At 39.2% G+C, this 12,412-nt stretch carries 14 protein-coding genes and 2 tRNA genes; 14 read left to right on the plus strand and 2 right to left on the minus strand.

The window, feature by feature from the left end:
- Nucleotides 1–99 precede the first annotated feature (99 nt).
- From ACYVE4_RS25055 to ACYVE4_RS25095, 9 genes are all read left to right on the plus strand, one after another.
- On the plus strand, nucleotides 100–408 hold the full coding sequence (locus ACYVE4_RS25055) for a hypothetical protein (protein ID WP_461043020.1): 309 nt from the start codon (nucleotides 100–102) through the stop codon (nucleotides 406–408).
- A gap of 461 nt (nucleotides 409–869) precedes the next feature.
- Nucleotides 870–1,061, plus strand: a complete 192-nt coding sequence (locus ACYVE4_RS25060; RefSeq protein ID WP_461043021.1) for a hypothetical protein — start codon at nucleotides 870–872, stop codon at nucleotides 1,059–1,061.
- On the plus strand, nucleotides 1,051–1,335 hold the full coding sequence (locus tag ACYVE4_RS25065) for a hypothetical protein (protein WP_461043022.1): 285 nt from the start codon (nucleotides 1,051–1,053) through the stop codon (nucleotides 1,333–1,335). Before ACYVE4_RS25060 ends, ACYVE4_RS25065 begins: the two co-directional genes overlap by 11 nt.
- 2 nt (nucleotides 1,336–1,337) lie before the next feature.
- Nucleotides 1,338–1,610: a hypothetical protein gene (locus tag ACYVE4_RS25070; RefSeq protein ID WP_461043023.1), complete on the plus strand. Its 273-nt coding sequence runs from the start codon at nucleotides 1,338–1,340 to the stop codon at nucleotides 1,608–1,610.
- 233 nt (nucleotides 1,611–1,843) lie between these two features.
- Nucleotides 1,844–2,158 (plus strand): hypothetical protein, encoded by a 315-nt coding sequence (locus tag ACYVE4_RS25075; protein WP_461043024.1) that lies wholly within the window; start codon nucleotides 1,844–1,846, stop codon nucleotides 2,156–2,158.
- A gap of 197 nt (nucleotides 2,159–2,355) precedes the next feature.
- Nucleotides 2,356–2,643, plus strand: a complete 288-nt coding sequence (locus ACYVE4_RS25080; protein WP_461043025.1) for a hypothetical protein — start codon at nucleotides 2,356–2,358, stop codon at nucleotides 2,641–2,643.
- Between the two features lie 632 nt (nucleotides 2,644–3,275).
- Complete coding sequence (locus ACYVE4_RS25085; protein WP_461043026.1) at nucleotides 3,276–3,431, plus strand: hypothetical protein; 156 nt, start codon at nucleotides 3,276–3,278, stop codon at nucleotides 3,429–3,431.
- A 168-nt stretch (nucleotides 3,432–3,599) separates the two neighbouring features.
- Nucleotides 3,600–6,620: a hypothetical protein gene (locus tag ACYVE4_RS25090; protein ID WP_461043027.1), complete on the plus strand. Its 3,021-nt coding sequence runs from the start codon at nucleotides 3,600–3,602 to the stop codon at nucleotides 6,618–6,620.
- 244 nt (nucleotides 6,621–6,864) lie between these two features.
- Nucleotides 6,865–7,155 carry a hypothetical protein gene (locus ACYVE4_RS25095; protein ID WP_461043028.1) on the plus strand — a complete coding sequence of 97 codons (291 nt, stop codon included), beginning with the start codon at nucleotides 6,865–6,867 and terminating at the stop codon, nucleotides 7,153–7,155.
- A gap of 368 nt (nucleotides 7,156–7,523) precedes the next feature.
- Here ACYVE4_RS25095 and ACYVE4_RS25100 read toward each other — a convergent pair.
- Nucleotides 7,524–7,597, minus strand: a tRNA-Pro gene (locus tag ACYVE4_RS25100).
- 56 nt (nucleotides 7,598–7,653) lie between these two features.
- A tRNA-Ser gene (locus tag ACYVE4_RS25105) sits at nucleotides 7,654–7,740 on the minus strand.
- 167 nt (nucleotides 7,741–7,907) lie between these two features.
- Between ACYVE4_RS25105 and ACYVE4_RS25110 the strand changes: the two genes are divergently transcribed.
- From ACYVE4_RS25110 to ACYVE4_RS25130, 5 genes are all read left to right on the plus strand, one after another.
- The gene (locus tag ACYVE4_RS25110; RefSeq protein ID WP_461043029.1) at nucleotides 7,908–8,870 is read left to right on the plus strand and encodes a vWA domain-containing protein; all 963 of its coding nucleotides are present in this window, start codon (nucleotides 7,908–7,910) and stop codon (nucleotides 8,868–8,870) included.
- Nucleotides 8,871–8,921: 51 nt separating this feature from the next.
- Entirely contained in the window at nucleotides 8,922–9,617 is a 696-nt protein-coding gene (locus ACYVE4_RS25115) for a tetratricopeptide repeat protein (protein WP_461043030.1), read from the plus strand.
- Between the two features lie 62 nt (nucleotides 9,618–9,679).
- Nucleotides 9,680–10,855, plus strand: a complete 1,176-nt coding sequence (locus ACYVE4_RS25120) for an acetyl-CoA C-acyltransferase (protein WP_461043031.1) — start codon at nucleotides 9,680–9,682, stop codon at nucleotides 10,853–10,855.
- Between the two features lie 112 nt (nucleotides 10,856–10,967).
- A complete protein-coding gene (locus tag ACYVE4_RS25125; RefSeq protein ID WP_461043032.1) occupies nucleotides 10,968–11,912 on the plus strand; it encodes a phosphoribosylaminoimidazolesuccinocarboxamide synthase in 945 nt (314 codons plus the stop codon).
- 74 nt (nucleotides 11,913–11,986) lie between these two features.
- The gene (locus ACYVE4_RS25130) at nucleotides 11,987–12,394 is read left to right on the plus strand and encodes an STAS domain-containing protein (RefSeq protein WP_461043328.1); all 408 of its coding nucleotides are present in this window, start codon (nucleotides 11,987–11,989) and stop codon (nucleotides 12,392–12,394) included.
- Nucleotides 12,395–12,412 lie beyond the last annotated feature (18 nt).

A 12,412-nucleotide genomic window follows, 5' to 3' on the forward strand; every position in this document is an offset into this window, starting at 1 on the left:
CAGGTGCAGTAGCTTCGCGAGTGGTATCCCCGGCTAATCGCTTTTTACCAGCTTCCAAAAACTCTTTGCCGCTTCGGCGGTCCGATCCAGCGATAATAAATGTTAACAAATAAATATCCTGAGTTTTCCAGTTTTGATGAATTTACGGTTGAGTTGGGTAATGAAAAGGCAAATGCTCATGATATTATAAGCAAATCCAATAGTCAGGTACTTGCTGGTGAGGCTTTTAACGTAGCGCCATCTTATTTTAATGGAAAATCAACTTCATCTATAAAAAAATTATTAGCCAACAAATCTAATCCTGACCAATTAATAATTCTGTGTAATTCCGACAGCTATAAATTTACTCCACAGCCATTGATAAAGGGTGGTAGAATTCGCATAATTCCAGTGGACGTATCAATTTAAGTACAACATTTATAGCGCTTAAAATTGCATTGGCCTTATGGTGGTGCGATGAATATAGGCTCTGCTTCTGTTCATTATTCAGCCTCGGTTAGATAGAAAAATAACTTCTGACAACGGAATAGGCAATGAGCTTTTATTGCTTTAATCAGCAACGACGCCGGGTAGACAAAGGGATAAAAAAGTATGCGCTGAACGTATAACTCTGTTCATTTACTATCTTTAAAATTAAGTACATTTATCGTTTTTATTTGTAAACATTTTACCTTCAATTATTTTCATACTTAGCCTTATTTTCTCTAAATTAGAGAGAAAATAGAGGATTTTATGCAGTTTGAAAAAGGACGCAATAAAAAAGGAGGACGCGAAGCCGGAACACCGAATAAAGGGGCAAAGGAACTACGTTACCAATTACAGGCAATGTACAAACAGCCCTGAATGAGTTGCCGGATACATTGGCCGCAATGGAATCCACTGACCGGGCGCGAATGCTTATCGCCCTACTGCCTTACGTCATGCCCAAACTAAATAGCGTTGAACTCCAAGCTGAGCTAAAAGAGGATGAGCCAAAGAAAGGCTTACCGCCCTGGTTAGGTGTAGCAGCGAAAAAAGAATCTACTCTCCATCCTGAAAACGAAATGCACAATGGTATTTGAGAAGGGGCGCGAAAAGACGGGCGGACGCAAACCCGGTAGCACCAATAAAGCCAGCACAGATATAAAGAGCAAGATTGCCGCCCTAATAGATAATCAGTTCGACGCGATTCAGACTGACTTGCAAACGTTGGAGCCGAAAGACCGTGTAGCAGCTTACCTCAAATTTATGGAGTACGTATTACCCAAACAGCGGGAACAGAAAATAGATCTATCTACACTCACTGACGAACAGATAGACGACTTGTTAGACAAGGCAATGGCTAAACTGGATTGAGCATGAGAACTGCCAGTATCAACCGGACACGTAAGGTCAAGATTTTAAATCAGTTTTTATGTGGTGAAGCCGATTTACTACGTCAGCTTAAAGGGCCTCCACCAAGAAAGCAGGCGTTCACAACGGAGCAATTACAAGCTATGACTGATGAGCAGTTGGAAGTTATCATTAAGTTGGGAAAAAATCAGTCTTGCCCTGATTATGGTACAATGACCAATGAGCAGTTAGACGAGATTATTATAATGGGGCAAACTAATGAAATTCAGCAATCGTAAAGAAAAGCTGTTAATGCTGCAAGCTGCAATCAATGGTAATTCCAGTGGCTTACGACATTATCAACGTCAACTGGAGCCTTTCTTCATAGTGGTTTCCAGCAATGGAACGCCAAAGCCAACGGATCTAGTCGATGTGCGAATAGGTAATGTACATGGCCAAAAGTGTACTTCTTATGCTGACTTTTTAAAGAGCCCTGTTGCCTACGGTAGCTTTTGTGTCACAGTTGATAGTTATGAACCGAATTGAAAAGCTGAAAGCCATACAGGAAGTCTTAAATGGTAGAAAGAAGGCTTTACAGGAATTGCATCGTCAACAGCGCAAAAAAATGATGCCATTTCTGGAGGTTCACGGATTTGTTGATATTAGCCAATGTTCACCTCTTCTTTTAGACCTACTGGTTATGCCTACTGAAAGCATCATTGATGGGAAAAGAAATGATTATATAACTCTGAAAGACTGTTTACGCCGATTTTATGGAGTTGATCCTAAAGGATCGTATTATTCTTACAGTGCCGTTGGTATTATAGACGCTGATAGCAGCCAGTAGGATTCTGTAGCTTTAAATTATATACAGATACGACATCCTAATTACTCCAGCACATATTTGCAAGGTGGCACAATTGCAGACCTTCGCCATTATTTTAAGCAATCAGCATCGGCTTTTGACGAGCATCCTTTTTTACTTCTCTCCCTTGAAACAGAACTTTCCCGGTTTGAATGGTACTTCAAGAAAGCCAAGACAGCATGAAACGAGCCGAAAAGGTAAGTCTACTTACAAAGGTCTTACAAGGTGGTATAAACCAAACAAATCGCCAACGATTGCAACAGGTATGGGAGAACACCCTCCGGTCACTGATTATTATTGATGACTTAGATTTTGAAAGTGGCCAGTCAATTGCCGACGATGACCCGGTACATTTTTACTACAAAGGCAAAAAGCATCAAATGACACTATGGGAAGCCTGTCAATTCGCCTGCCGCTATAGCGTTGGCACAATCTTCATTTTACCAGCCAAACGCGCAAACTGCTAGTATAAGGATACTACCCAACCGAGCCGATAAATTAGCCTTACTTTCTAAAATTGTCGAAGGTAGGCTAAGTAGCAAAGACGTTAATACATGTGTAAAAGCTGGGAGCTTATATGCTTGACATTGATTCTTGATGATAGTGAAGATCCAGTTGAGCAAAATTCTAGCGAGCCAACGTATCATAATGAAATTTACATGGACGGTAAAACCAAATGCTACGACCGTTACCCAGATGGGCGAATTGAGTACCGAATTAACTAACCAGTAAACAGGTTCAAAATATTGCATTCAAATGAGGCAAGGGGTTATATAAGTTTTTAGTTTTTTATAGCCTAATCATATAGAGTTTGCTTTTGAAAAAAAAGCAAACTCTATACAACTTTTATATTAGTTGATCTAATAAAAACTTAAAAAGGCTATTCGTGATGTACATTAGACTAAGTTCCATTTCACGGAATGAGCATTTTACTTAATACTTTAATCTGAAAATTAACCTTAAATTGTAAAAGATTAGATTTATCACTAATAATATAAAGTATGCATTCTTACTTTGTATTGAAAACGTGCCATTTGTTGAATTGTAGAAATGAAATTAAGCCATTAAAAAAATAAATATTTGACAAAATTAAAAGCCAATGATTCAGACAGATCAGATAAAACAAAGACGACGAGAAATTGCTGAAATTAGGCATGCAGATAGTGTTTATAGAGATATTATTGCTAGAGAAAACGAGAGAGATGATTATGAAAGAAGATGGTTTTGGGAATTGCTTCAAAACGCAAAAGATTAAATAAATGAAAATGAGATAGTTAAAGTAAAGATTGAGATTTCTGAAAATAAAATTTCATTTTCACACACTGGAAACCCATTTGAGTTAGATGATATTTTAAGTTTAATAATTCAAGGCTCATCTAAGAATGATAAAGAAGGCAAAACAGGAAGGTTTTGGACTGGATTTATGACGACATACCTCTTATCAAAAGAAGTACACATTTCAGGAAATCTTGCCAACAGTCAAGGATCTTTCTCTTTTTTGCTTAATCGAAATGCTTCAAGTAATGGAGAATTTTACGAACTTCAACAAGAATCGAATCGGCAATTCGATAACTCTATAAGCGAATATAGTTACCTCGGAGAATCTGAATTTCAAACAAAATTTACATATAACCTCGACTCAAAAGGTAAGATAACTGCTAAAGTTGGGTTAGAATGCCTTGATGAATTAATTCCAATTACTCAATTATTTAATGACCAGATAGAATCAGTTACGGTTATAGAGGATACTCAAACAAAAACATTTGCAAAATCTCATATTAATACATATATAAATGAAATTAGGTGTATAAATGAATGGGAAATCAATACAGTGATAAACAAAGAAAATGAAGCAACCTTTAAAGCTTATATTTATAAGGGAGATAAATATGATGCCTGTGTAATAACTCATATAGTTAATGGTTTTGAAATGGTTTTTCCATTAACAAAAAAATACCCTCGACTCTACTTTACTTTTCCTTTAATCGGCACAGAAGAAATAGGAATCCCTATAATAATTAACTCTATTTATTTTCACCCAAGAGTTGAAAGAGATGGTGTCTACTTAAAAAAATTTTCGGAAAATGCAAATGAATCAATTAATAAAGAGATTGTCAACAATGCACTTTCAAACTATATAGAATCATTTGCTTATTTTTTTACAGATAAAAATATCAAAGGTGTTTTTGAACTTTTTAACTTAAAACTATCAAAAGATCTTAAATGGATTGATCACGATTGGTTCAATCAAGTTAAGCGGAATAGTATTAATAATCTTGCGTCTAAACCAGTTATAAGGTTTTACGGAGCAGATAATACTTATACTTGCCTTGAGGATCTTAAAATACCTTATTCCACCAGCCAAGAGAATACAAGACTATTGTGGGATCTGTTAACTAAAACAAAAAAAATACGGCTTCCAACAGATGATGAAATTGACAATTGGGTAATAATAGCAGATAATATTTCCAAATTATCAACTGAAACTATTGAACCCCATAAATTGAAATTTGTATGGGGACTTAAAATGGTAATTAGTTTTGTGGAGGAGCAAGAATCATTAGTTGAACTTCAAGAGTTATTAAATATTGATGTTAATGCATGGCTAAATGATTTATATTCGACAGTAGTAAAAATTTCAAACACTTTTCCATTAGACCATAAAATTGTTCTAAATCAGGATAATAAGTTACAGAAGGCTGAAGGAATGAGTTGGGATAAGGTTAATGATGATACATTAATTTCTATTTCTAACTTGATCGGCTTAAACTATGCTAAACGACTTATTTCTAGAAAAATAAACCCTTTTTATATTGCAGGTGTGGACAATTTTACACTCCAGGACGCTATTGGCGAGTTAAAATCTAATTTTAATAATTTAACTGAAAGTGATTTTAGTAGGAATGAGCTTCTCAAAGGTAATGCAGAATTCCTTAAATGGCTTATTACTCAAAAACAGAATGATACAATTAAGGATTTGAAGGTATTGACAGGTGGAAATAAAAGAAGCGATGAGGTTTTTATTTATGATCATTTTCCAAAATCTGAACATTTACTACTTAGCCCAAAGCCTTTTTTTGAGAATCAATTTCCGATATATTCAAATTTAATTAGAGATAAAGATTGCCTTAATGAGGTCTATAATATATACTTAAATAGCGCTGATTACAAATTTTTAAGCGACAATGGTTTTATCCATTATCTACCTCTAGTAATTAAAAATGATTACGCCAACTTGAAATTACTAGAGTTATTAATTATAAATGAAAATGATTTAAATCTTTTGCGAGATAATGAAGGGCAACTTAAATTTAAATTCAAAATTACTTATACAGATTTCGCTTATTTAACTGCTACAGATGGGCATATCTACAGCAGAAATAGCACTCAAAAATCAAGTTTAGAAAGGTTTAAATTTCTACTTGTAGAAGCAGTTGAAAAAGACCCTTCATTTGAAATCGATAAACAGGATATAGTTATAGAAGGAATTGAAAAACCTATACCATTTAAAAGATGCCTTTGGGTTTACCGCGCCAAACGCTTAAGCTGGATAAATGTAAAATCAGAAAACGATAACTCCGAGGTTAAATTTGTTAGTGAAACACCTTCTTCAAAAAATTTATCGGAATTACTTAAAGGAGACGAACAGTTAATAAAAAAAATTAGGGGTTCAAACCAACAACTTCTATTGAATAAATTAGGCATTGGCGTTTCGGATCTGATTAGGAATACACTGTCAAATGACAAATTGCGGATAAGCTGGGACAAAGCAATTACCAATTTAATTACGAGTGATGTCGATCCAGACTTAGTTCACGAAATTTTCAACGATCCATACATAAAAAAAGAGTATGAAAAGAGGTTAAATCATCGTAAACTAATAAAACGTAACCAAACTATAGGTAAATTAGTTGAAGATTTATTTAAAGAATATTTAGAACAATTAAGTAATAAAGAATTTTCATTTTATATAAAAAGAGAACCTATTGGTAGTGATTACATTATCACAGAAGATTCCTCCGATTTTGTCAATGATAACAATGAAAGAGAAGGTTTTAAAATAAATAACTGGCTTATAGAATTGAAAGCAACAGGAAAAGATTACGCGGCAATGACGCCACTGCAAGCAAAAATTGCGACAGAGAATAAAGACAATTATGCACTAATTGTTGTGCCATTAGACGGTAATGAACCTGATATTGAATATATAAGAGTTAATGCTAAAGTAATCCACACAATCGGCTATAAAATTAATAATGTAATTAAGGAGTTTAACGATGTAGAGTTAAAAAAATCAATACTTAATGCCGGCAAAGACGGTATATCTGTTAGTATAGAAGATCAAAATATAAGGTTTAGAGTAAGTTCAACGATTTGGAGTTCTATTCAAGTAGATATAGAATCATTCATGAAGACACAATTTAGCATGACAAAACGATACTAAATGAATTTAAAAATACAATTTGTTAGGTCGAAAAAACACTTTTGTTAGTTGTAGTTTATCAAAAAGCTGACTGACCTATATCGTATGAGCATAAGTGCTAATATTTCGCCACATTGTTAAGAATTAAAATATCGACTTACATTAACTTCTTGTTTTGAAGCAAATAAAAATAAAATATTGCCTAGGTAGGGTAAAATGCTGCAAAGATATTCGCTACCCGTTAGCATACTGACAAAAAAAATTAATGAAACGAACCGATAAGATTGCTCTACTTTCAACGCTCATAGCTGGTAAAAGCAGTAAGGGGACTAAACAGCAGTTGCGCCAATTAAACGGCCCCGGAGCTGTTGTCATTACTTACTTGCCTGGAGCATCAAACCCCGGCCCAAATGATGAGGTAAGTTTTTTCCACAAAGGCCGACAAGTAACAATGTCTTACAAAGACATTCAGGCGTTTACTCGATACGATCCGTTGACTATTTTTATGATACCGGACAATGGCCGCTTGCAAATACCGGAACCCTATAAGCGGTAAACGTCAACTTCTTTCTAAGATTCCTGAAGGCAATAACGACAGTATGTGGCACTTTCGGGCAAATCGGCAATAAGCTAACAGCTTTGACCGATGGATTGTAAATAACGAAGTACTCGGGACGGAATACGGTATTGGCAAGTACGGTATACAATACCTCCTTATGCCTGACGATTTGGCTAAAGCACTGCCAAACATCATTATTCATATTGTTGACTTTTCAGGAGGAAAACGAATACCACCAATAGCAAAGGCTGAAATTGGCCCTTCTTCTATGTCATAAATGAGGAGCACAACTTTTGTTGTACCTAACGTTGTACCTAAAAAGAAAAAAGCCACTTAACTAAATGTTAAGTGGCTGATTTTCAGTGTCGGGGTGGCAGGATTCGAACCTACGACCTCCTGCTCCCAAAGCAGGCGCGATACCGGGCTACGCTACACCCCGAAGGAGAGCTATAAAGTGGTGATTAAAACGGCACACTCTATAACTTATTATTTCCGCGGAGAGAGAGGGATTCGAACCCTCGGTACCGTTACCAGTACGACAGTTTAGCAAACTGTTCCTTTCGGCCTCTCAGGCATCTCTCCGTAGCCATTTTCGCTCTCTTGAACGATTGGGACACAAAGATAGGGTAATTAAGCGTTTTGGTCAAGAGGGAGCCGCGAAAATCTTTTTATAATTGTTAATTTCGCCAATCGCTTGGGTTAGTGCTTTACCCCAAACTAAGTCAGAGTCAGCCTGATACTTGCTTTAAATGAATTGGGTATATTCTTTTTCGCGTAGTGAATTTTTTTTTATTTGTCTGTTTATAGGCCTTTATGCGCTTTATATCTGGCGTACTTTTCGGCTGGCACAGCAGCTAAATACATCAGCCTGGGGAGTTGTACCTAAGTTTTTTCTACGCGGTAGTTATCTAACCCTGCTTATTATTGCGTTGCTTGGCCCTTCGTTTGGGGAAGCTGAAGGCGATTTTGCAATTACTGGCCACGATACATTTCTGATTGTTGACATCTCTCGGTCAATGGATGCAATGGATATCGTTCCGACTCGTTTGGAGCGGGTTAAATACGACATTCAGCAACTTTGTGATACGTTGCCTGCTAATCGATTCGGCTTAATTATGGCTTCATCTGAATCCTTTGTACTAGCTCCACTTACGGCAGACAAGGATGCGCTGAATCAATTTATACGTGAAGTACATACGAGTATTTCTCCAAACGGAGGAACCGATTTGTGTAGCGCTATTTCACTCGCGTATCAAAAACTGATTGCCGACTCGTCTACTCATCGTAATGTCAGAGCTATTATTTTGTTTAGTGATGGGGAAAGTTTTGACTTGTGCGAACGGAACGAATTAACGAGGTTGCGTATGCAGGGTATCCCCTTAATTACGGTAGGAGTTGGTACTGAGGCCGGATCGTCGATTCGAAAAGGGCGAGACTTTGTGCGTGATGACGATCACCAGATTGTTCGGAGTCGGTTAAATCGGCAATTTTTACAAGAGCTGGCTCGGGATAGTCGGGGGCAATACATTGAAGCCGACGCGAACGGTCGGTATGTCAATGAGTTAGCGGGGGTATTGCGGTCGTTAAAAGGAGGCTTTTTCAATCAGCGTCAGATTGCAGTATCAACCAATAAATATTATTATTTCCTGCTGGCAGCACTCGCCTTGTTGTCTTTAGATATACTTATCGTAATCCGGACGTTTCGATTGTGAGTTGATTTCGGGGTTTCGTCTTATTTTTGGCCTCCCATAGATCGCGTTACTATGATTTATTTACTCATCACTGCCTGGCTATGGTTGAATGAGTTGATTTCGCGTAATCAGGTTTCACGAAACAACCAGGCCCGTCAGGAAGCGCAACTGGCCTATGAGGCAGGTCAGTACCGACGTGCCCTTTCTCTGTATGCCTATCTGAGTCAAAATACTACTACGATTGATCCGGCTGTTCGGTTAAACCTTGGGCATACCTATTTTAAGTTAGCGCAATATGCCAAAGCGAAACTTCAGTATGAAACCCTGATGCAGTCTGATCGCTCCGATTTACGAACAGCCGCTGCTACTCAACTGGGCGTTATTGCGTGCCTGGCAGGCGATAGCACCACAGCATTAACCTTATTTCGGCAAGCGTTGCTTGAAAATGCAGATAACAAATCTGCTCGCTATAACTTTGAACTCCTTAAACGATACTATTCTGGAAAATCGTCAACTAAGAATCCGCGTCGTAAATCGACAGATCCTAAACAAAAGCAGGTCGATAAACCTCGACCGTCTGGTGGACAGGAGGTTGAACGGTCTGATCGACAGGATGAGATATTACGACGTTTTCAACGGTTAAATTTGAGCGAAGAACAAGCTTTACAACTACTCGATGCTATGCGAGGTGATGATTTGCCTTATGCACTTACTCGGGCAGCCCGACAGAAGGGAACGAAGCCAGCAGAAAAGGAGAATCGATGGTGATTATGTGATAACAGTTTACGGATACCGAATGCTGTAAGTCAATATATTATAAAAGAATACCCATGAATGAGGTTGTTATTATTGCGGCTGTGCGAACCCCTATTGGTAGCTTTGGAGGGGCTTTGTCAAGCTTATCGGCTACTGAACTAGGAGCGGTAGCTATACAGGGAGCTTTAAGTCGGGCTGGCGTTAAACCGGATCAGGTGCAGGAAGTATATATGGGAAATGTGGTGTCGGCTAATGTGGGGCAGGCACCCGCTAAACAAGCCGCTCTTAAAGCTGGCTTACCGGCCACTATTCCCTGTACAACTATTAACAAAGTATGTGCCTCTGGCACGAAGGCTATTATGTTGGCGGCTCAGGCAATTCAGCTTGGACAGGCTGAATGCATTGTGGCAGGAGGAATGGAAAGCATGTCCAATGTGCCTTATTACATTCCGAAAGCTCGATTTGGTTATAAATATGGAAATGCAGAATTGGTAGACGGCCTGGCTCGTGATGGCCTGGTTGACGTTTATGATCAATGTGCAATGGGCGTTTTTGCAGACCTAACTGCAAAAAAATATGAAATTAGTCGCGAAGAACAGGATGCCTATGCGATCAATTCGTATCGTCGGGCAGAAACCAGTACACAGACAGGTCGTTTTAGCGCCGAAATCGTTCCAGTTGAAGTGGCTGGTCGGAAAGGGACTAGTATTGTCTCTGAAGACGAAGAATATAAGAATGTTATTTATGAGAAAATTCCGGGTTTAAAGCCAGCCTTTTCGACCGACGGAACAGTGACGCCAGCCAGTTCATCGCCGATTAGTGATGGGGCTTCTGCTGTAGTGGTGATGAGTCGGAAGAAAGCCGACGAGCTGGGGCTGAAACCACTCGCCCGGATTTTGGCGTATGCTGATGCCGAACAGGAACCGCAATGGTTTACAACAGCCCCCACAAAAGCCGTTCCGCTTGCCATCGAACGAGCCGGATTGACCGTCAATGACATTGATTTCTTTGAAGTAAATGAAGCCTTCGCAGTGGTACCACTAGCTTTCAGTAAAGTACTGCGTGTGCCGCAGGAAAAACTGAATGTATTCGGAGGAGCTGTATCAATCGGTCATCCATTGGGAGCATCAGGGGCTCGAATTGTAACAACTTTGACCAACGTATTGCAGCAAAACAGCGGCCGATACGGTGCGGTCGGTATTTGCAACGGGGGCGGTGGGGCCTCTGCTATTGTTATTGAAAAACTATAAAAATGGGTCAAGTTTCTGGGGTAATAGTTCAGGTATGACGCTCCAATCGGAGTAATTATGTAAACAAGCCTGGAACTTGAAACCTTAGACTTGAACACTTAAACTACGTTAAATGAGCACCATTCAGGAGACCAATTTTCAATTTCCCGGCCAAACCGGCTTTTATCGGGGTAAGGTGCGGGATGTTTATTCCTTTCCCGACAAGTTAGTTATGATAGCATCGGATCGCATATCCGCATTCGATGTTGTATTACCTCGGCCTATCCCTTTTAAAGGACAGGTACTTAATCAAACAGCTTCGTACTTTTTGAAAGCCACCGCCGACATTGTTCCGAACTGGCTTCTCGATGTACCCGACCCTAATGTTAGTGTAGGTCTTAAGTGTGAACCTTATGCGGTTGAGATGGTTGTTCGTGGCTATCTGGCAGGGCATGCTTGGCGTCAGTATCGTGATGGTCATCGAATGCTTTGTGGGGTCCCGTTGCCTGATGGACTTCGAGAAAATGACCGACTGCCAACCCCTATTATTACACCATCGACCAAAGCACATGAAGGTCACGATGAGGATATTAGCCGAGAGGAAATTCTGGAGCGGGGGATTGTGCCTGAGTCAGAATATGTTCAGCTGGAACGCTATGCACTCGCTTTATTTGCACGCGGTACCGAAATGGCTGCCAAGCAGGGATTGATCCTGGTTGATACCAAATATGAGTTCGGGAATCTGGATGGAAATGTATACCTGATTGATGAAGTACACACGCCCGATTCGTCCCGGTATTTCTACGCCAACGTCTACGAGCAAAATCAGCAGGCAGGGCAGCCACAAAAACAATTGTCGAAAGAATTCGTTAGAGAATGGCTCATTGCAAACGGATTTCAGGGAAAAACCGGACAGACTGTCCCTCTTATGTCGGATGAATGGGTTGGGGAAATCACCAAACGATACATCGAATTATTTGAAATCGTTACTGGGCAGCGTTTTCAACCAGATGAAACAACTGATCCACTCGTACGAATCGAAACTAATATCCTGAAGGCAATCGCTAATTTTGACTGATTTAACCAGCAGAATAACCCGCTTTTCGAATGAGTTACTCATTCAGTAAGTCGATTATTCAAAATAAAGCACCCATGAACTATTCGATTGAAAAAAACGAACAATACGCCCTGATTCGATTCGCTGAACCCACATTTGGAGAGGGTATACTGACTGATTTTGAAACGCTTAGCCGGAATCTGTTTCGCGAAGGGTATAGCAATATTATCATTGATATGGCTCCCGTTCAGTCGATCGATCAGGCTGGCGTTATGACTCTTCGAAAAATAAATCGTCAATGTACCAATGAAGAGGGCTTATTGGTTGTTGTTACTAAAGACGATGATTTGATTGAGTTTTTGGATAAAGCCAATCTGAGCGAGCTGGTTATTCTGCCCACTGTGGAAGAAGCAGTCGATGCCGTCTTTATGAATGAACTGGAAAATGACTTCCGAAGTGAGGAAGATGATGAGTATAATGTAGGAGGGAGTGTCGAATCCTGATTTTATAGTGCAACAACC

It is taken from the genome of Spirosoma harenae, from assembly GCF_054776975.1.